At 47.1% G+C, this 20,325-nt stretch carries 12 protein-coding genes; 2 read left to right on the top strand and 10 right to left on the bottom strand.

Features of this window, described 5'->3' with window-relative positions; translation table 11 throughout:
• Positions 1-6: 6 nt before the first annotated feature.
• Positions 7-4,062, bottom strand: coding sequence for a hybrid sensor histidine kinase/response regulator transcription factor (locus HMPREF9447_RS11560; RefSeq protein WP_009129920.1), 4,056 nt, complete (start codon positions 4,060-4,062; stop codon positions 7-9).
• Between the two features lie 225 nt (positions 4,063-4,287).
• Here HMPREF9447_RS11560 and HMPREF9447_RS11555 point away from each other — a divergent pair, with 225 nt between their 5' ends.
• The gene (locus HMPREF9447_RS11555; RefSeq protein WP_009129919.1) at positions 4,288-7,899 is read left to right on the top strand and encodes a glycoside hydrolase family 38 N-terminal domain-containing protein; all 3,612 of its coding nucleotides are present in this window, start codon (positions 4,288-4,290) and stop codon (positions 7,897-7,899) included.
• Here HMPREF9447_RS11555 and HMPREF9447_RS11550 read toward each other — a convergent pair.
• Complete coding sequence (locus tag HMPREF9447_RS11550) at positions 7,890-8,072, bottom strand: hypothetical protein (protein ID WP_009129918.1); 183 nt, start codon at positions 8,070-8,072, stop codon at positions 7,890-7,892. The two genes, HMPREF9447_RS11555 and HMPREF9447_RS11550, sit on opposite strands and share 10 nt — an antisense overlap.
• A gap of 24 nt (positions 8,073-8,096) precedes the next feature.
• Here HMPREF9447_RS11550 and HMPREF9447_RS11545 point away from each other — a divergent pair, with 24 nt between their 5' ends.
• The gene (locus tag HMPREF9447_RS11545) at positions 8,097-9,326 is read left to right on the top strand and encodes a glycoside hydrolase family 76 protein (protein WP_044138038.1); all 1,230 of its coding nucleotides are present in this window, start codon (positions 8,097-8,099) and stop codon (positions 9,324-9,326) included.
• Between the two features lies 1 nt (position 9,327).
• Here the strand turns inward: HMPREF9447_RS11545 and HMPREF9447_RS11540 are convergent, their stop codons facing one another.
• From HMPREF9447_RS11540 to HMPREF9447_RS11505, 8 genes are all read right to left on the bottom strand, one after another.
• On the bottom strand, positions 9,328-11,277 hold the full coding sequence (locus tag HMPREF9447_RS11540; protein ID WP_009129916.1) for a glycoside hydrolase family 97 protein: 1,950 nt from the start codon (positions 11,275-11,277) through the stop codon (positions 9,328-9,330).
• Between the two features lie 41 nt (positions 11,278-11,318).
• On the bottom strand, positions 11,319-12,782 hold the full coding sequence (locus HMPREF9447_RS11535) for a glycoside hydrolase family 125 protein (protein ID WP_009129915.1): 1,464 nt from the start codon (positions 12,780-12,782) through the stop codon (positions 11,319-11,321).
• 21 nt (positions 12,783-12,803) lie between these two features.
• A complete protein-coding gene (locus HMPREF9447_RS11530; RefSeq protein ID WP_009129914.1) occupies positions 12,804-14,003 on the bottom strand; it encodes a glycoside hydrolase family 76 protein in 1,200 nt (399 codons plus the stop codon).
• A gap of 839 nt (positions 14,004-14,842) precedes the next feature.
• Positions 14,843-15,988 carry a glycoside hydrolase family protein gene (locus HMPREF9447_RS11525; RefSeq protein ID WP_009129913.1) on the bottom strand — a complete coding sequence of 382 codons (1,146 nt, stop codon included), beginning with the start codon at positions 15,986-15,988 and terminating at the stop codon, positions 14,843-14,845.
• An 8-nt stretch (positions 15,989-15,996) separates the two neighbouring features.
• Positions 15,997-17,049, bottom strand: a complete 1,053-nt coding sequence (locus tag HMPREF9447_RS11520; protein ID WP_009129912.1) for a nucleoside hydrolase — start codon at positions 17,047-17,049, stop codon at positions 15,997-15,999.
• A gap of 18 nt (positions 17,050-17,067) precedes the next feature.
• Complete coding sequence (locus tag HMPREF9447_RS11515) at positions 17,068-18,261, bottom strand: nucleoside hydrolase (protein ID WP_009129911.1); 1,194 nt, start codon at positions 18,259-18,261, stop codon at positions 17,068-17,070.
• Positions 18,258-19,292, bottom strand: a complete 1,035-nt coding sequence (locus HMPREF9447_RS11510; RefSeq protein WP_009129910.1) for a glycoside hydrolase family protein — start codon at positions 19,290-19,292, stop codon at positions 18,258-18,260. Before HMPREF9447_RS11510 ends, HMPREF9447_RS11515 begins: the two co-directional genes overlap by 4 nt.
• 37 nt (positions 19,293-19,329) lie before the next feature.
• A complete protein-coding gene (locus tag HMPREF9447_RS11505; RefSeq protein WP_044138035.1) occupies positions 19,330-20,319 on the bottom strand; it encodes a BACON domain-containing protein in 990 nt (329 codons plus the stop codon).
• Positions 20,320-20,325 lie beyond the last annotated feature (6 nt).

The raw sequence follows: 20,325 nt of genomic DNA, 5'->3' as shown, positions 1-20,325 counted from the left end.
CGGGGGCTATAGTGCTGATCTCTCTGCCCTTACGTTATCCTTCTGCTGTTCCCTATATAGCCTTGGCGGCATGCCAAAGCGCGAAGTGAACAGCTTGTAGAAGGTGCCGCGATTATTGAATCCTGTCTGATCCATAATCTCTTCAATGGTGAGATTCCTGGTGAGCAGTAAACGTTCCGCCATGGTAAGGCGATACTCTTTGATGATATCGGACGGCGACTTCTCAGTTATTGGTTTCAGTTTCCGGTAGAACTGGCGGGTGCTATAGCCTAAGTCACTGCTCAGTAGTTCCACGGATAAATCAGGATTGGAAATGTTTTTATCTATGGTTTCTATCACTTTATCCAGGAATTCTTGGTCTTCTTTATGGATGCAGTTGCCGTTCTCTACCTTGAAGGAACTGAAAATGGAGCTATAATACTCTTTTAAGTCCGATTTTCGCTTAATCAGCCGGTAGACAATCTTCTCCAGGTATTTCACATTAAAAGGCTTGGTGATGTAAGCTTCCGCGCCTGATTCGATGCCTTTCACCTGCTCATCTTCGTTGTGGAGGGCGGACAATAGAATCAGTGGTATGTGATTCCACAATTTATTCTGCTTTATCTGTTGTGTAAAAGAGAGACCGTCGATTTCGGGCATCATCACATCGGAGATGATTAAGTCCGGCTGTTTCAACTCCAGATTGGCTAAAGCCTCCTTGGCATTGTTGAAAGACAATACATTGTACTCTTCTACGAATATCTCTGAAACAAACCATAACATGGAAGGATCATCGTCGATAATCATAATTGTCTGTTTGGAAACGTCGAAATTTGCGATGGTCTTTTCCAGTTTCATAGGTTCTGTATTGACATTCAAAGGGGGCGCCTTGTATACTTCCTGCTGCATTTCTTGCTCCGTTAAAGCCAGTTCCGGCAAGGTTACTGTGAATGTCGTTATCTCATTAGGCACACTGTCTACGTTGATTTGCCCGTTCAGCAGATTTGTCATGCTCTTGCATATAGCCAGTCCGAGTCCATTCCGGGAGTTTGCTCCGTTCATCTCGAAGGAATCCAGAATCTTGTAACGGTCGAATATCTTCGCAAGGTTCTCTTTGGCTATTCCTTTCCCGGAATTAGAAATGCGAAGGGTGAGAAGCTGGTTCTCTACCTTCAATCCGACAGCGATACTTCCTTTCTCCGGAGTATACTTGAAAGCATTGGATATTAGATTATTGGTAATCTTGTTGAAACAACTGATATCTGTGTTCCACAAAACATCGGGCTGGATGTCTAACTGATAGTTCAAATTGCGGTTTTCCGCCAACTCACCGAATGATTCTGCTATATTCCGTATCTTCTCCGAAACGGACAGGCGCTGTACAGAGAGCGCTTTGTTACCGGTTTCCAATCTGCGGAATTCAAGCAATTCCAGAATCAGACTATTCAGCCTTTCCGTATTCTGCCGTATCATTTGCCCATACCTGCGGATGTATGAATCGGCATTTGCATAGGTTAGTATCTTCTCGCACGGGCCGTAAATCAGCGTTAACGGTGTGCAGAATTCATGCGTGATATTGGTGAAGAAACGCAGCTTCGATTCATAAATTTCTTCTTTCTTCTCCCGGTTCATCTTCTCAATCATACGGTGTTGCTTGCGACGGTATTTTTGGATGAACTGATAAACCAGCAAGACACAGAGGGAGGCAAACAGAATGAAATAAACGCCATATGCCCAATAACTCAGGTACCAAGGGGGAGTGATGTGAATGGTAAGACTCTGGGGCTGGCTTTCTTGCCCGTTGATATTGTTCCTGTATTTCACTAACAGGGTGTATTGTCCGGGTGAGAGGTTGGAGAATATGGCACTGGCTGATGTTCCGCTCTCTATCCAGTGGTCGCTTACTTCCTCCAATTTATAAGAGTAGGAATAGTTATTGCCGTTGATGTAATCGAGCGCCATGAAGTTGATGCAGAAGAAGTTCTGGCTGTAATCCAGTTGCAATACCGGCAAGCCTTTTTTCTCAGAGAGGAAATTATAGATATTATAATCTTTTCCGAAGATACTCAGTCCTTTCAGGTGTATTCGGGGCATGTAATCCTCCATGATATATGCATTGGACTTGACAGTCACAAATCCGTTTGTACCGCCAAAAAACAGCGTCCCCGTCCGTTGGTCTTTGTAAAAGGCTCCGTCACTGAATTCGGTGACGGCAAGTCCGTTTTCCCGATTGTAAGTCTGCCCTGTACTGGTATGGGGATTAAATCTTACCAGTCCCTGGTTGGTGCTGAGCCAAAGGTTGTGTTGCTGGTCTTCCAGGATGCCATGTACGGTGTTATTCAGGAATAAATCGGTTTTGTCATGGTAGTGTGAATCCTCCTGATTGAAGTAGAGCAATCCCGAACTGGTTCCCAGCCAATACCCTTTTTCATTCTTGTAGATAGCGAAAATGTCATTGGCCGTCTGGCTGTTCACTATGCTGTCGAAGCGGTAAGGGGTCAATTCCTCGTTATCGACATTCATCCGGTAAGCGCCATAACCACGATTGCCAAACCATAGTGTGGAGTCGTTTTCCCGGAAAGAGGTGAAGAAGTAGTTGGAGGCCATGCGTCCGTCATCCAATACTATTCGGGTGGCTGATTTTATGGTAGGAGAAGCACTGTTTCCATCCAGAATAACCTTCACAATACCTTCACCTACAGTAGCTACCCATAGGGTGGAATCATTCAACTCATTGATGGAATGTACATATTTCACTTTCTCTCCGTCGGCTATGACGGGGAATTCCCTTATCTGTTTATTTTTATAAGAATAGTAGTTGATACCGTTCTCCGTGCCTATCCATAATCTATCCATGGAACCGGGAGCAAAGCAGTAAACCGCATTGTCGGTCAGGGTACTGTTACCGATGGAAATACGGTCGAAGGATGCTGGAGTACTGTTTCCCGGAGCATAGCCCCTGATGCGTAGTATACCTCCTCCTTTGGTGCCTATCCATAATGTCTGTTCATGGTCATAGTAGAGTGCACGCACAGGGTTGTTTATCTGGTATACGGGAGTATCCAGCAAGGTGTTGGTAACGGAAAATGCATCATTGAAATACATATATACCCCTTGCCCGTCCGTTCCTATCCACACAATGTCCTGATACTTGTCCTTCATCAGGCAGAAAATGCCGGAATGAATATCTGTTGACTGTATCTGGTATTTGATTTTCTGGTCGGACATGTATTTAAGCACAATCAGGCCGCTGCTTTTGAAGCCGATGTAATAGTCGTTCTGCTGTTTGATGATGGAAGAAACCTCTCCATGCGACTCGATTTCCGCTTTGAGGTCGGCAATGAAGTATTGCTGCTGGTTGTTGAAATCGTATTCATAGAGCGAGTAGGTTCCGTCGATGAAATACACCAGACGCTCTTCTGAGAAAGCCCATAACAATTTCTCCGGATGCTTGAAGAGGTTGTTAGGCGTCAAGGTTACGCCTTGGGCTGTTTTGTTTATCTGATAGCTGCGGGTGTCGTTATCGGAAGTGAAGACCCACAATATATTATTCGCATCAATGGTAACAGACAGCACATGTCCGAATGTAATCCGGGGAACTTCCAGCTTCTGAAAGGCTTGTTTCTCCTGCTGATAATAGTAGAGGTATCCGTCGTCTTTTACGATGAACAGGTCATTATTATCACTTTTGGCCATGTAGTTCTTGTCTTTGAATTCGGCAAAACTTTGGCAGGTCTGCTGTTTGGTATCCAGCCGGTCGAGCCCGTAATTGGTTTGAATCCACAGGACGTCTTTTTCGGTTTCCATGATGCTGTTTATCAGGTTGCCGGATAGCAATGCTTTGGAAGTATTGACAGGATTATAGACATGCAGACTGCTACCGTCAAACACGTTCAACCCGTCGCACGAACCAATCCAGATGATGCCTTGATGGTCCTGATAGATAGACAGGATGGCACTGTTGGATAATCCGTCCTTATTGGAGAATTGCCGTAAGCTATATGCATGGGCCTGGTGTGTAAGGCAGCAACATAAGATGCAGGTCAGCAATAACATTCCGAAGAGGTAGTGTCTGTTTTTCATATCTGTATATCGGACTAATTGGGTATTGCAAAGATAGGGAATAATGGCAGGATATGGCAGAGATGCATGAAAAAAGAGTAATACTTTTCTGACTTTTTTGTTCGTTATGATGCCATGACTCTATTGTGGGACTCTTATGTCGCAAATGTGTATATGCTTTTAGGTGAATGCGCTTATTTTTGTAATTGATAGAGCGTTTATATTAATCACAATAAATATCTGACTATGAAATTACCGGTTATTTTATTAGCATCTATGCTGTTTTGTTCAAGCGGTGCGTATGCACAAAATGCGAAACAGGAGAAGCAGGCAAAAGCGTATATGGTGGCAGATGCCCACTTGGATACCCAATGGAATTGGGATATACAAACCACCATTAAGGAGTATGTTTGGAATACCTTGTCGCGCAACCTCTTTTTACTGAAAAAGTACCCCGATTATGTTTTCAATTTTGAAGGCGGCGTCAAGTACGCGTGGATGAAGGAGTATTATCCCGGCGAGTACGAACAACTCAAATCATTTATCACTTCGGGCCGCTGGCACATCAGTGGCAGTAGTTGGGAAGCTTCGGACGTACTGGTTCCTTCCGTAGAGTCTTCTATCCGTAATATCTTGCTTGGACAGGAATACTACCGGCAAGAGTTCGGAGTGGAGAGTACCGATATTTTCCTTCCCGACTGCTTCGGCTTTGGCTGGACATTGCCTACCATTGCCAGTCATTGCGGTCTCATCGGCTTTTCTTCCCAGAAACTGGATTGGCGCGTCAATCCTTTCTATGGTAAAAGCAAACACCCTTTCACGATTGGACTGTGGCAAGGAGTCGATGGTTCTTCTATCATGCTTGCACATGGATATGACTATGGCAAACGCTGGAAAGATGTAGACTTGTCCGGGGATGAAGAGTTGCTGAAACTGGCCGGACGTACTCCGTTGAATACTGTGTACCGCTATTACGGCACGGGTGATACGGGCGGTTCCCCTACTTTGGGTTCAGTCAACTCTGTGGAGAAAGGCATCAAAGGAAACGGGCCGCTGGAAATCATCAGCGCCACCAGTGACCAGTTGTTTAAAGACTATCTCCCCTATGACAAACATCCCGAACTACCCGTTTTCAACGGTGAACTTCTGATGGATGTGCATGGAACGGGATGTTATACTTCACAGGCTGCCATGAAACTCTACAACCGGCAGAATGAACTGCTGGGTGATGCAGCCGAAAGAGCTGCCGTTGCCGCAGATTGGCTGGGTATAGCCGACTATCCGGGCGAGAGCCTGACAGAATCGTGGAAACGTTTCATCTTCCACCAATTCCACGATGACCTTACCGGCACCAGTATTCCCCGTGCTTATGAGTTTTCATGGAATGACGAATTCCTTTCATTGAAACAGTTCTCCGGTATATTGACTACCTCTGTCGGTGCTGTTTCCGAGAAGATGGATACCCGTGTCAAAGGAACCCCTGTGGTATTCTACAATGCACTGGGCTTTCCGGTGACGGATGTGGTGGAAATAGCCGTTGAGGCTCCCAAATTTCCTAAAGGCGTCAGTGCTTATGATGCGGAGGGCAAGAAGGTAGCTTCCCAATTTCTGTCTTATGAAGACGGAAAAGTGCACTTGCTGGTAGAAGCCACGGTGCCTGCCACCGGATATGCCGTTTATGACATCCGTCTTTCCGGAAATCAGCAACAGGCAGCCGCGTCTGCCGCAACCACTGCTATAGAGAACTCCGTATATAAGATTTCACTGAATGAACAAGGGGATATAACCTCTTTGTATGATAAGACGAACAATAAAGAGCTTGTTAAGAACGGTAAGTCAATTCGGCTGGCACTATTTACGGATAATGCCTCTTACAACTGGCCTGCTTGGGAAATAATGAAGAAGACAGTGGACAGTACCCCTGTTTCCATCACGGAAGATGTCAGAATGACTCTGAGCGAAGACGGAGACTTGCGCAAGACCTTATGTGTGGAAAAGCGTCATGGTGAATCTGTATTCCGTCAGTATATCCGTCTTTACGAGGGAGAACTGGCTGAACGTATCGACTTCTACAATGAAATTGACTGGCAATCCACCAATGCCCTCCTGAAAGCGGAATTCCCTTTGAATCTTGATAACGAGAAAGCAACCTATGACCTTGGTGTAGGTACAGTTCAGCGCGGCAACAACGTATTGACCGCTTATGAGGTGTATGCCCAATACTGGGCGGACCTGACTGACCGTGACGGCAGCTATGGCGTTGCCATCATGAATGACAGCAAATATGGCTGGGATAAGCCCGATAACCATACGCTCCGTCTGACTTTGCTCCATACGCCTGCCACAAAGAATAATTATTCTTATCAGGACCGCCAGGATTTAGGCTATCATACGTTTACATACAGCCTGATGCCTCATGCCGGCAATTTGGACAAAGCACAAATTGCGAAAGATGCCGAAGTGTTGAATCAGCGTGTCAAGGCTTTCGAAGTAGAGAAGCATAACGGAACATTAGGAAAAACCTTCTCGTTGGTATCTTCGGACAACTCCAATGTGGTAATTAAGGCTTTGAAGAAAGCGGAAAGCTCTGACGAGTATGTGGTGCGTGTATACGAAACCGGTGGCAAAGCCCCGCAGAATGCCGTGCTGACCTTTGCCGGAAACATCCTGAGCGCCAATGAAGCGGACGGAACGGAAAAGACTACAGGCAGTGCCGCCTTTAATGGCAATCAACTGCAAGTTTCCATACAGCCCAACAGTATTAAGACTTATAAACTCCGCCTGAATGCTGCCGGAAAAGCAGCGTTGAAGTTTGAACAGCTTCCTCTGAACTATGACCGTAAATGCTTTAGCTGGAATGAATTCCGTTGGGAAGCCGATTTTGAGTCAGGCTATTCCTATGCAGCCGAGTTGATTCCTGCTGAATTGGCTGTCAACCGGGTTCCTTTCCGTCTGGAAACCAAAGAAGAACTGAATGGTATGGCATGCACCGGAGATACTTTGCAGTTGCCTGCGGGGCACACTTACAACCGTTTGTATATTCTGGCTGCTGCGGCAACTGCCGAGCAGGACTCTAAAGGTATATTCCGTGCAGGTAAGAGCGTGCAGGAGGTTGTTGTTCCATCTTATACGGGCTTCATAGGACAGTGGGGACACACCGGCCATACGCAAGGCTATCTGAAAGATGTCGAAGTGGCCTACACCGGTACACACCGCCATTCTGCCGAAGGAGACCAGGCTTATGAGTTTACGTATATGTTCAGGTTTGCCATTGATATTCCGGCTAAGGCCACTCAGATTATCCTGCCGGATAATAAAGATATTGTCCTGTTTGCCGCTACGCTTGTGGAAGAACCTTATGCTCCTGTCAAGGCTGTATCTACTTTGTTCCGCACTGCCAATAAGGGTAATGTCGGTCTGCAAGGGGTGACAGAACCCAAGGTCAATCTGCTGAAACCGGAACACATTGTTGCCTGGTCGGGATATATCAACGACAAAGAGAAGCCTGCATTCCTTATCGACGGAAATGAGAGCACCAAATGGTGTGACATCTCCATGCTTCCCAACTACGTGGACTTCGACCTGGGGGCAGAAAAAGAAATCAGTGGCTGGAAGGTGGTGAATGCCGCCCAGGAAAATTTCTCGTACATCACCGGCGGCTGCTTCCTGCAAGGTCGGAGCAGCCAGGATGAGGCATGGCGCACGCTGGACTTTGTTACGGGTAATAAGCAGAATGTAATCAACCGTTCTTTAGGTAAGGCCGAAAAAGTACGCTATCTGCGTTTGTTGGTTACCCAGCCCGTGCAGGCTCCCAATGGGAAAGCTACACGTATTTATGAATTTGCCGTTTACAAGTAGTTGTTGACTACACCCTGTTGATACCAAGCCCGTATCCGGGATGCACTTGCTCCGTATATTCTTCGCTCAGGAGTACTTCTGACCGAAGAATGTACGGCTTTGGTACGGAGCAAGTACAGTGCAGGTATATCCGGGGTATAATTAATTAGGCTGATATACTTAATCTGTTTCATTATCATTTTACTTCTATTACCAAGATGAATATAAGTGTTCTTTTTTTGTGGGCTGTATCTGCAATAGTGTTCGATAGTCCGGGAAAAGTATCTCCGAAGGTTATTAACGAAGAAGTGTGGGCGGCTTATGACGGCTTTAATGCCACCTTCCTCGACCCCGGGAAATGTATCTATAAAACCGACTCTTCTTTTGAGTCCGCCGTAGACCGGCACAACGGTGCGGCCGCCATCTGGTGTCAGCCCATTTACTGGGATATGGCAATGAATGCCTATAAACTGGCGGAAGCGCAGAAAGACAAAGCGAGAAAGAAGACTATGAAAGCGTTGTGCGACGACATCTTTGCAGGCAACAGAGCACACTATGCGAACTTCGATTTTGATGATAATAACGAGAACACCGGATGGTTCATCTATGACGACATCATGTGGTGGACTATCACCCTTGCGCGTGCTTATGAATTGTTTGGCGATAAGGAATACCTGAAACTGTCGGAGGGTAGCTTTAGCCGCGTGTGGTATGGGTCGGACAAAGTGGGAGATTCCGGCTCCTATGACAAGGAGAACGGAGGAATGTTCTGGCAATGGCAACCTATCCGGAATCCGGCTCCCAATAAGTTCGGAGATGGAAAGATGGCTTGTATTAATTTTCCGACCGTAGTGGCTGCCCTTACTCTCTACAACAATGTACCGGAAAGAAGAAAGCAGTCATCTGAAAGCACGCCCAAGTACCAGACCAAGGCGCAATATCTGGAGAAAGGTCGGGAGATATATGCATGGGGAGTGGAGAACCTGATGGACAAGAAGACTGGCCGGATAGCCGATAGCCGTCATGGCAATGGTTCTCCGGCCTGGAAAGCACATGTTTATAATCAGGCTTCGTTTATTGGTGCCTCCGTCTTGCTATATAAAGCTACGGGAGAGAAATTCTATCTGGATAATGCAATTCTGGCGGCCGATTATACTTTCAATACTATGTCTTCCGAACAAAAGATACTACCCTTTGAGAGAGGAATAGAACAAGGCATCTATACCGCCATTTTTGCACAGTACATTGCCATGCTGGTGTACGATTGCGGGCAAACCCAGTATGTTCCTTATCTGGAGCGTACTATCAACTGTGGCTGGGCCAACAGGGACAAAACACGCAATGTTTGTAGCGGTGAATATGATAAGCCTCTGCAACCCGGCATGGTGGTTGACAGTTACTCAGCTTCCGGCATACCGGCATTGATGTTACTGTTCCCTGTTTTCTGAGCTACTCTATAATTGCCGCAAAACCTCCATTGCGTGCCAGGCGGATAGTTAGTTTGTCTCCTTTCCTGAGACTGTGTTCTGTCTTACGGTAATCCATGGCTTGATGATTGGCATTTATGCCATCTTCAAAAGCCGTCATCCGATAAGACCGGCCCTCTTTCAGGAAGTCGAGATTTACTTCCAGTTCTCTCTGTTGCTTCTGATTGTTAGTCATGCCGCCGATGAACCATTTATCCCCTTTCCGTTTGGCAACAAGGGCGTATTCGCCCACCTTTGCTTCCAAGGCTATTGTCTCGTCCCAGGTTTGCGGCACTTGAGTCATGAACCGGGTACATTCATCGTTGCGGTAATAGAGCGTCGGATTGTCAGCCATCATCTGGAGTCCGGTTTCAAAGATGACAAATAAAGCCATCTGATAGGCGCGTGTGCCTATGCTGGCAGAATTGGGGCGGTTGGAACAATACACTTCAGGCTGCATGCTGAGCATGGCTCCCGGGGTGTAATCCATTGGGCCTACTGCATTTCTGATGAATGGCAGGTAGACGCTGTTGTCGGGTCGGCATCCTCCCATTTGTTCCATGCCTCTCACGCCCTCGTAAGAGAGAATATTCGGATACTTGTATTCCAGGCCGGCAGGTTTGAAGGAGCCGTGGAAATCGACGAACAAATGATGCTTTGCAGCCTCCCGGGCCACTCTTTCGTAGTAGTTCACCATCCATTGGTCACTTCTGTCCATAAAGTCGATTTTAACGCCTTTTACGCCCCATTTCTCAAAAGTCTCGAACAGACCGAAATTGTTTTCTACCGTCAGCCACGTCAGCCAGAGTACAATGCCTACATTCTTTTCTTTGCCATAACGGATCAGTTCGTGCACGTCTACCGTTGGGTTGGGGGAGTAGGGATCGCGGGTGCTCTTGGCCCAGCCCTCATCCATAATGATGTAAGAGATTCCGTAGTTGGCGGCAAAGTCAATGAAGTATTTGTAGGTATCCAGATTGCAGCCCGCCACGAAGTTCACGTCCGGACCGTAAGGGGTTGCACCGTTCCACCATTCCCAACTTGCCATTCCCGGCTTGATCCAGGAAGTATCTTCCAATACATTCTTTTCTGCCAGTTTGTAGGTCATTGTGTTTTCAAGCAATTGTCTGTCGTCCCGGCTGATTACGAAGTAGCGCCAGGGAAAGCTGCGTTTGCCGTCTGTCTTGGCTATATAACCCGCTTCTTTCAGTATTTTGACGCTGCGGTCGCCGTCCTCACCAAATTCCAACGGTACTTTAGGGAATGTGGCGGACATTCCGTTTCCTCCGGTACTTTTGAAGAACATAGCTGGATAATCCGTCAGGTCCGATTCGCTGATTAGTATCTTATAATCTTTTTGTGTATCGATCAGAACCGGGAGGTGGATCATAGGGTCGGATGTCTTCCATTCGTGGCTTTGTATATGTCGGTATTCCTCTTCATAAGCCGTTTTAAATCCTCCGGATTGCTGCACGTGAAGCCGGTAATTCTCCGGGAAATTTACCCGGAAAGTTTCGCTGTTCACTTCAATCTGTCCTTTTTGGTTGGTAATGAAGCGGTAGGCAATGCCGTCATTGAACGCACGGAACTCGATGGAATAGTTGCCTTTGAATGCCATCAAGAGCTGATTGTATTGGTTGGGGACTGCTGAATATTTAAGCGGAACGATTGGAGTCAATAGTTCATCAATCCCTTTCCGGCTTATTTTTGCCGGTTTGGGATTGATGCCTAATGACTGATTATTAATCTCCATCCGGAGGTTGCATTGTTTCAACAGTGTATCGTTCAGGCAAACGACATCATAGTAAATCTTGTCAGAGAGATTCACTGACATTTTTAACTTTCCATCCGGAGATGAAAGTTCATATGTCTTTTGTCCGTAGCTGTGCAGGGACATGCAAACTGTTAATAATAATAACAAATGTTTTTTCATGGTATTGTTTTTATGTTTGAGAAGCTGTATGATATTCCCTGTCAGATACTGTTCAGTAAGTCCAGTTTTCCTTCATTCACCAGTTTAAGTATCAACTCTCCGAAGAGTGTGTTCTGCCATGCAAACCAGGCACGGGTGAAGTTGGCAGGATCATCTTTATGGAAAGATTCATGCATGAATCCGGTGCCTGCATCCGTAGCCATCAGCATTTTGATGCATTCCTTGATTTCCTGGTCGTCCTGACTGGTAAAAGCCTTCATCATAATGCTCATGGGCCATACCATATCATATCCGATGTGTGGGCCGCCTATTCCTTCACCGGCTTTGCCTTTGAAGAAATACGGATTGTCTAGGCTCCATACAAAGCGGCGGGTGTTCTGGTAGATAGGATCATTCGCGTCTACATCCCCCAGATAGGGCATGGCAAGAAGGCTGGGTACGTTGGCATCATCCATCAGCATATGATTGCCGAAACCATCTACCTCAAAGGCGTAGATAGTACCGTATTTCGGATGGTTGTAAGTGGCGTATTTCTGTAAAGCAACCTCTACCTCGTCAGCTAGAGCTGTACATTCCTGTGCCAGGGAAGTGTTCTGGTTGACTGATGAAAGAATTTCTGCTGCTTTCCGTAAAGAGGATACGGCAAAGAAGTTGGACGGAACCAGATACTGGAATGTAGTGGCATCGTCTGAGGGGCGGAAACAAGAAACGATGAGCCCCACCGGATTGACGGGAGCACCTAAACCATCGTTGTTCAAAGTGTCGAGCGCACGTTCTGTCTGGCGTTGGAATTTGTAAGGACCGATGCCGTCTTTGCGTTGTTGTTCTTTGAATGTTTTGAGTATGTTTGTGATAGCTTGGAGCCATGCCTCATCGAAAACGCTGGCATCGCCTGTTTCTTTCCAGTATTGGTAAGCCAGGCGGAGAGGATAGCAAAGGGAGTCGATCTCCCATTTCCGTTCATGCAATTCGGGTTTCATGTCTGTCAGGTCGGACATCCAGTGACCGCCTGTGGGGCCATCATTGTATGCATTGGCATAAGGGTCGATGTTGATACACATGAACTGGCGGCGAATGACGCCTTCCAGCATCTTCTTCAGTTCAGGGTCTTTGTGCGCTAGTTGCACATACGGCCAGACTTGTGCGCCGGAGTCGCGCAACCACATGGCATGGATATCACCGGTATAGACAAATGTATCGGGTTTCCCGTTCAGCAAACGATAGTGTACGGTGGTGTCCAGAGTGTTCGGGAAACAGTTCTCGAACATCCATGCCAGCTTCTGGTTGGTCAGTAACTTCTTTACCCGCAGGATTTCGGCTTCTACGGCTTTGGAAACGTAGAGCCTGTCTTTTACGGCAGGACGGTTGGTCTTATAAGCAGCAGCTATCTGAGCATGGTTCACAACGGTGGTGTTGTCCTGCTTCAGGGCTGGTTCCATTGCTTTGGCACTATTGTGCATGCAAAATAAGGCTATGGCGCATAGGCCGATATTTCTTTTCTTCATATGGTGGGTATTAATGTTTTCTTATTTGATAGTTGCAAGGCGGGCATACATCTCAACCATAGCGGCCTGTGTCAACAACCATTTCCGGTTGTCGTGGGTGTTTCCACTGAGGTCTGCGTTGAACAGGCCTTTCTCATCCCGTGCATGTTCCCAGGCGTAGTCCAGACTTTGGTTGAAAGAGTCCAGGTAGGTTTTGTTCCGGTCCGCCTGATACAGTTCGATGAATCCTCTCAGCATGACTGCGGTGAACCAGATATCACCTTTCTTCAATAGTTTGAAGGACTCACCCTGTTCGGGGGTATAGTCCATGAAGAAATAGTTGTGGCAGGCTTGGGCGATGTTCTGGGCATCAACCAAATAGTTCTTGTCGCCGGTTAACTGGTAAAGGAGTGCTGCCGACTGCATCATCTGTCCGCTATTGTAGGCGAATTTGGCTTTACCTATCTTGCCGCTTAGGGAGATATTGTCGAAATAGAGATAATCGGTGGAGTCTTGCAGGTTTGCTTTGGTCCATTCGTAAAGGCGCTGTCCCTTAGTGAAGTATGCGCTGTCTTTGGTGGCTTCGAAGAGTTTCAGTGCAAAGACTGAACCGGGAGCGTTTGAGCAAGTATTCTTGGAACTTTTCTTTTGTTCGCACCAATAAATGCCGCCTCCCAGATTATCATCCGTACCGCTTTCTATAAACTTCCAGATGAGTACCGCTTTCTGGAGATACTTTGCTTCCCGGGTGAGCAGATAAATATCGGTGAAGTCGATGCCTAACCAGACATTATCGTCATAGAAACGGTCGGATTGCGGTGCGCTGTTGATATATGAAGCGTATGCCTCGGGAGTTCTGCGGGTATCGTAATATTCCTCCAGTCCTATCAATACTCTGTTGTCGAGCAATGACTTGTAGTCTGCATCGCCTGTAGCGGCGAATAGAGCATTTACAGCTGAGAAAGTCCCGGAATAGGGCCATAGATAAGAATACTGGTTGGGTATATTCTTTTGTTCTTCGGATGCCAGATAAGTTGCTGTGTAATTATCGATATCTGAAGGATAATTTTCACGCAACAGGGATGTGCCGGAGGCTTCATAATTCTGATATAAGGAATCTAATGTTTGCTTGGCTCGTGTCAGGGCGGGTTCATTGCCTACAGCAGTTTGCTTTTGCGTATCACAACCTGTGATTGCCAGTACGCAGATCAATAGACTGAAAAGTGCTTGTCTCGAATTCATCATTCTTAATTTTAGATTGTTAAAGGTATGTTTTTCTATGTGCAAAGTTATGCGCAAATGGATAAAGAGATATACGGTTTCACGACATAAATGTATCCATGTCATGAATTGATATATATATGTCACAAAAGTATATAAGCATATCAGCCTGGATATTGCCGGAGTTGTGGCTGTTTCTTGTGTGCCGATGGTAAAACTTCTTCTGAACTAAAGTATGTTAAGAGCACATTTCGGAAATGTAGTTTTTCGTATCTTTCTGCGTTTAAGATTCGGTATGATACCTTATTGGTCCTTTTGCTTGCATAAAAATTGAATTCCTGAAATTCTGCTAACGTGGCATTGGAATGAATTACTTCTTTTAGCACGATTCATCATCTCTTTTCGGGAGATAAACCACCTTTTTATCCGCAACACACCATCTGTTTACCTTGAACGGATGGTCTTTTCAGACAAAACAGATGATGTATTCAGGTAAAATACACCATCTGTTTTTCAGTAAGGCTACACCTTTTTTCCAAAAGGGTGTAGCCATTTCCCTGAAAGGGTTATACTATGTGGATGAAAGGGTGTAGCCTTACCGAAAACATGCTTTATTTTCTTCTGGTTGAATGAATAGTCCGAGGCTATTCAATCTACCTTTTGTTAGCGTTTCGCCTAATATCGGGCTTTAAAACACGGAAAGGGGACAAATATTTCCCTCATGTTTTTCTATAAGGGCTTTTGCCTCCTTTCTGCATTTCTGCAAAATGAAATCCTTGCGTTTTTTCTTCTTTTCCTAGTCTTAAGGCGGAAAGGAGGTACTCTCGGGTGCGTAGGATTATCAAATTGTCAGATTGACATTATTTGCTTTTCATCACTTTGCTCTTCCATATATGATATGTCCATTCGGCATGGCTGCTGCCCGAAGGTTGTACATCGGGTGCTGCTTTGCTGACTGTAAAGTAAAAAGTTGGTTCTTCCCAATCCTGCAAGTGTCCGAAGTTATCCCGTAATAAAGTTGCGTTATGATTCCTCGGATAACCCGTATCGTCAGGAGTGATTCGGTATATGGGCGTCCAACTGCCGCTTTGATTCATGAAGTCGGAAAGATTCATGTAGTCTATTTCCAGAGAGCTATTCAGATAAGCAGGGTAATCGCTGGGCATAGGTTGCACGGGACGTATCATGACTATTTTATCCGCATTCTGGTTGATGGCGAATTCGGAATTGCAGGTATAATCTCTCGATTTGTTGTCAATAGCCAGCAAGCCGCTTTGAACGATGGTCATGGGAGTGCTGATGGTATAGTTGTCCATGTTGCTGAAGTCGGCTTCGGCCCATGCTATTCGCGTACCACCAATATCTCCGATGGTGTAAGTCAGCAATACCTTCCCTTTCTTGTCGAGAGATACTACGGATGGCTGGCCTACTCCCCATGATTTTCCGCCGCCGCCGATTTCCTGGTCACCGTCGTCCGACCACGTCTTTTTTATAATCTGTTTCGGATATTTCACCCAACTATCGGCATCTAGGCTGTTGCTGAATGCCACACCGATTTCATTATAATACACTCCGTACATATTGCTCAAGAAGAACATGGCATATTTGTAAGTCGTATTGTTCCAGTAGAAACTGCCCTCGATGACGGAAGGGTCGCAGGTGTGATGATCGTCCCATGTGCCTGCGATGCCCGGTTGGAGCACACTTTTGGGAGCAGTTTGCGAACCGTCCGGATTAATCTTTATATGGAAGATGTTATCAACCATAATCTGATTCTCTGGATTTCCGCAGAAAAACAGATGAACAGTACCGTCCTCTTGCCTCAATGCACTCGGACAGTAGGAATATTTATTTTCTCCTCGGAAACCGAAGATAAACTCCGGTTTGCTGATGGTTATGGTAGGAGTCGGTTCGGGAGGGGTAACGGGCGGTTCTTCTCCCGGTGTGCTGTCCGAACAGGAGCAGAATAGCCATAACCCGATAATATAGAATAGATACTTAGTCATGATATTGATTATTTAGTGAAGTGAGCCGGTTGTTTGCTAACCAGTTTGACAAAATGTTGTTTGATATTCTCAGCCTGGGCGGCATCTACCGTGAGGTAGTAGCGGTTTCCGGTTGCATCGGGAGTAAATTCCGTAGCCCCTTTGTCCGTTACGCTTATCTTGCCTGCGGGCGAAACTGTGAAGTAGGAAGGTCCTTCAACAGAATAGAGTACTGAGGTCAAATCCCATGTCGGACGGTCGTATGGCATTTTTTGATAGCTCTTGTACGCTTCTACCATCGGATGCATCGGTGCCCATTGGAAATCGTTCTCGATGCTGGTAGCAGGATAGTTGATGGCGATACCTACCTCGAAAGGCGAAGTCACCAGCGTAGTGGGCCATTCCGTAAATACTTTCTTTGCTGCCGGAATATCTTTCACAACGTTGTATTCGTACAATTCGGGGTTGTTGAAACATCCTGCCATAGTGCATAGCAGTTTCACTTTTTTGGCAACCAGTTCTTTGCCCGTCAACGACGAGTATTCGTCGGCCGGAGTGTCCAGCAGGCGTGAAAGGTTGGTAGAGAAGCCTACGGAGATGATTGTGACGGAACTGTCCGGTTGCTGTGCCAGCAGCTTGCGATAGAGGGCGGGAGCTTCCGGTAGTTGGTCGTAACCACCTTTCAGCGAACGTTTGAATGTCGGTTTGCTGTTCTCATCCTGTATCAGACATACGGCTTTGGCATAGTTTGTAGCGTCATTTTCGCAGTCCGCTCCATCGTGTATGATGCCGATGGGAATTTGGGGATGACCGTACCAAGTGTTCATGATGTCTGTGTATTCGGCAGGGTAAGTGCCCTCCTTGTTTATCATGATGCCCAATAAGTCGATGTCTCCCGCATCCAGATATTTGTAGAGCATATCCAGTGCCAGGGCATCGTCCACATCATTGCCGATGTCCGTTTCCAGGATAATCTTTTCCGCGCTTGAAGCAACTTCCGTTTTCTGCTGTTTCCCGGAGGAGGTGCAGCTCGACAAGGCCAGTAGAAATAAGCCTAATAGATAAAGTTTGTTCTTGATCATAACATTATGTTTTAGAAGTTAATTATTCGGTGAAATGGAAATATAGAGTTCGGGAATCACTGCTTGAAGTGCTTTCTCGTTCTCATTGGGGTCCGGGCGGTAATATATCTCTTTATTACCGGACGGCTTTCCGGTGTATGAGAACTGAAAACGTCCGTCATTCCTTATTTCATCCAGACGGCAAGGACGCAACTCGTTCTTAATGAGCTGGTCACCTTGTTTTGTCTCCCCTTCTCTATCGAGGCGGTATTTCCCTTCGGGCGTACAGACCACCTCCCTTCCGGTAGCTTTCAGCCAGATGGCGCTTTCCCATACATGAAAAGGTTTAGGGTAGCGGCTGATGTCCATATCTGCCGGATATCCGGCATCCATTGCGCGGAGGAAGTCGTATTGCAGTCTCCGGTTAAAGGCAAAGTCCAGATACCGCTGCAACCGGGGATGCATTTTGCGCGTAAACTCCATATCGGGCAGTTGCCAGTAGGTGTTGTTGCAGTCCTTCACGAAGCCACCGTCTTTGCCTGCGCAGGGATAGATGGCTACCGGAAGGTCTGACTTCAATATTCTTGTGAAAGCAAATACATCCAGCGCTACATTCCATTCTCCACCGGGGATGGCGTTGGCTCCGGCATCGCTTCCCAGTTCGTGGTTCTTGCTTGCTGTGCCTGCACTAAGGTGAATCTTGCGTATCTTCTTTTTCAGTAGTGCGGGGGTGCGGTTGTAGGCAACTGCCAGTATCCTTGCCGAACCGAAAGAGAGGACTTCCACCGGCTCTTTACTTGCTTTCAGCACGTCCGTCAGCAGCCGGATGGCTTCCTGTTCGTAGCCGGGAAGGTATTCCATCTTATCCTCTTCCGATTTCATCATGGACAATGGGCCTATGCCGTAGGGGACTTTCTTGTTGAAGATATAGCTCAATTGCTCCACCGGGATGATACCTGCTTCCCTCGGTCCGCGCGGATCCCGCCATAGGGTAGGGTGATCGGCGGTATCTTTACGGAAAGCGTCGGTGATGTCCAGAAGTACGGCTTTCAGATCTACGTCGGGCAGGCCGAATCCCATAATCAGGTCCATATTATCCCCCGGGTCTTGGTAGGGATGATACAGGTCGGTGATTACTATCACGGGAGTCTTCTGCTGCCCTGCCGCTTGCCCGCAGGGGAGGGCAAGGAGCAGCAGGGCGAGCCATACTGTTTGTAGCGCTGTCTTTCTCATTTGAAGTAACTTTTCAGATTGAACGTAGCCGAATACAGGTCATAAGACCATAACCAGTTCTCTCCTGTCATGGCAGGGGTGAAGTACATCACCAGTTCGTCATCACTGAGCATATAACCTTTCGTGTCCGTCAGGATGCCCGGGTTATGGTTTCGCGGGAATCCTGTTTCTTCCGGTCCGGCATGTCCTATCTCTATCCAGCCGTCCTTGTCTCCGGCCAGGTCTTCGGTTCTCGGTTTGTACGCCAGGCGACATACATCGCCTACCCAGGTGGGTATTTCCTTAATGGGAGATACGCGGGTTTCGGACACCATATAGATGTACTTGTCGGACATAGCGGGATAACTGTTGGCGCTCAGGAAGGGGATTGCCTGTTCCTTGCCCAATACGATGTTATCCAGATCGTTCAGTTTTATCTCGCGCATGCAGAAGGGGCCGTTCTCCGTGGTAGAGTGATAGAACAACTGTATGGTGGCGGAGTCCTTGACGATGGTGGTGCTTTGTCCTACACCCCATTTGGTGGTGTCCTGATAGGCAACCAATGGGTTTTTGTCGAACTTGATATAAGGACCTTCAATGTTCTTGGAGATGGCGAGTCCTATCTGGTTATGGTTACAGTCCCAACGATCTACGCCGAGGTAGGTCATAATCCAGTTGTAAGTTTCCCCTTTATAGGTCGTTTTGAATTCGCGGACGTCGGGGTCGCAGATGTGGCAGTTGTCCCAGCCGCTTTCAGAGGGTTCGATAATCTGTGTGCCGGGTTGCCATACGTAGCCTTTCTCCGTAGGGATGCCTTTATACAGATAAACATAGTCCACTATCTTGAACGGGTCGCGGTTCTCGCAGATGAACCCGTAGCGGATGCCGTATTCGTCCTGAATGATGCTCGGAGCATAATTATAGTGCCCTGCGCCACCGCTGAACTCATACCGGATTTGCGGTATGAGTGTCTGTGGCTTATTGCCGTCCTTGTTTTTGCAGCCTGAAAGGGCGAACAAAGCAAGGCATATATAGGTCTTGTAGCTGTTCATCTTCTTAAAATTAGTTCGTTAATGAATGGGTTACAAATCAATCCTCCACTTGTATGTTTTTGACAGGGCGTATCATGGCTGCACGGGCTTTTTGTCCGTCGCCCCAACCCCATATGTCCCGATAACCGCCTATGTCTCCCAGTGACATTCCGCCATGTGTGGCGCTCAATGAATTGGCACTGCGTACGGCACAGAGCCATGTGCGGTCCATCATTCCGCTTTCACTTCTCCAGCCGCTTTGGGGCAGGAAGAGGCAGCCCAGTTGCTTCAGATTGTCCTTGGTGGCGCGTTTAGCGGTGGTCTCGTCTACTCCGATAATGATTCCGTCAACTTTGAAGCCGGTTTGGGCAGCTGTCACCCATGTTGCTCCTTTTTCCCACAGGGCTGCCATTTCTTGTGTGGTAGGCACACGCCAGCCTTCGGGTGAAGGATCGTTCTCCGTCATCCAGTTGGTGTTGTCGTTCGTATAGTCTGCGGGCCAGTTGGCCGGTGCGGGGTCACCTTGCGGACCGGCGGGGTAACCCACTTTGCGGTTGAACTGATACAACTGTCCTATCTCGTCGGGAGAGTTTACGAATGTTCCGGGAGAGCCTACGTTCTTGGTAGACCATACCATACCGTTTATCAGTATTTCGTCTTCGCCCAGTACCATCGTTTCTTGCAGCACTCTGGACTTCAGCGTCTTGTTGCCGCCGCTTACTTCGATGAGGAGGGAACGGTTTTTTACGAACGAGGTACTCGGCTTTACGGTGAGCGTGATTACCATCTTGCCTGTGCCCGACGTTGCACTCAGTGTACACCAGTCTTGTGCCGAACTGTTGGAGTCGGTTAGTTTGGCTGTCCAGGACTCATTGCCGGTGACTGTCAGTTCGTAGGTTCCGCCATCCGCGCTTACCGGTATGGCTACCGGATTGATGGCAAATTCGTTGGGATTGCTTCCGATCACGTAATCGGAATCGTTGCTGCATCCCCATAAAGTCAGCAGTGATATGACTGCTCCTATCAATAAATATCTTGTTTTAGTCATAACTCA

Source organism: Bacteroides oleiciplenus YIT 12058 (genome assembly GCF_000315485.1).
In the GTDB taxonomy this organism is placed as follows: Bacteria; Bacteroidota; Bacteroidia; order Bacteroidales; family Bacteroidaceae; genus Bacteroides; species Bacteroides oleiciplenus.
This window is presented reverse-complemented; position numbering and strand designations above follow the sequence as displayed.

Excerpts from the sequence above, each read along its gene's own strand:
- HMPREF9447_RS11560 (WP_009129920.1), bottom strand. The coding sequence starts at position 4,062 with ATGAAAAACAGACACTACCTCTTCGGAATGTTATTGCTGACCTGCATC.
- HMPREF9447_RS11540 (WP_009129916.1), bottom strand. The coding sequence starts at position 11,277 with ATGAAAAAACATTTGTTATTATTATTAACAGTTTGCATGTCCCTGCAC.
- HMPREF9447_RS11515 (WP_009129911.1), bottom strand. The coding sequence starts at position 18,261 with ATGAGAAAGACAGCGCTACAAACAGTATGGCTCGCCCTGCTGCTCCTT.
- HMPREF9447_RS11555 (WP_009129919.1), top strand. The coding sequence starts at position 4,288 with ATGAAATTACCGGTTATTTTATTAGCATCTATGCTGTTTTGTTCAAGC.
- HMPREF9447_RS11510 (WP_009129910.1), bottom strand. The coding sequence starts at position 19,292 with ATGAACAGCTACAAGACCTATATATGCCTTGCTTTGTTCGCCCTTTCA.
- HMPREF9447_RS11520 (WP_009129912.1), bottom strand. The coding sequence starts at position 17,049 with ATGATCAAGAACAAACTTTATCTATTAGGCTTATTTCTACTGGCCTTG.
- HMPREF9447_RS11550 (WP_009129918.1), bottom strand. The coding sequence starts at position 8,072 with ATGAAACAGATTAAGTATATCAGCCTAATTAATTATACCCCGGATATA.
- HMPREF9447_RS11535 (WP_009129915.1), bottom strand. The coding sequence starts at position 12,782 with ATGAAGAAAAGAAATATCGGCCTATGCGCCATAGCCTTATTTTGCATG.
- HMPREF9447_RS11505 (WP_044138035.1), bottom strand. The coding sequence starts at position 20,319 with ATGACTAAAACAAGATATTTATTGATAGGAGCAGTCATATCACTGCTG.
- HMPREF9447_RS11530 (WP_009129914.1), bottom strand. The coding sequence starts at position 14,003 with ATGAATTCGAGACAAGCACTTTTCAGTCTATTGATCTGCGTACTGGCA.
- HMPREF9447_RS11545 (WP_044138038.1), top strand. The coding sequence starts at position 8,097 with ATGAATATAAGTGTTCTTTTTTTGTGGGCTGTATCTGCAATAGTGTTC.
- HMPREF9447_RS11525 (WP_009129913.1), bottom strand. The coding sequence starts at position 15,988 with ATGACTAAGTATCTATTCTATATTATCGGGTTATGGCTATTCTGCTCC.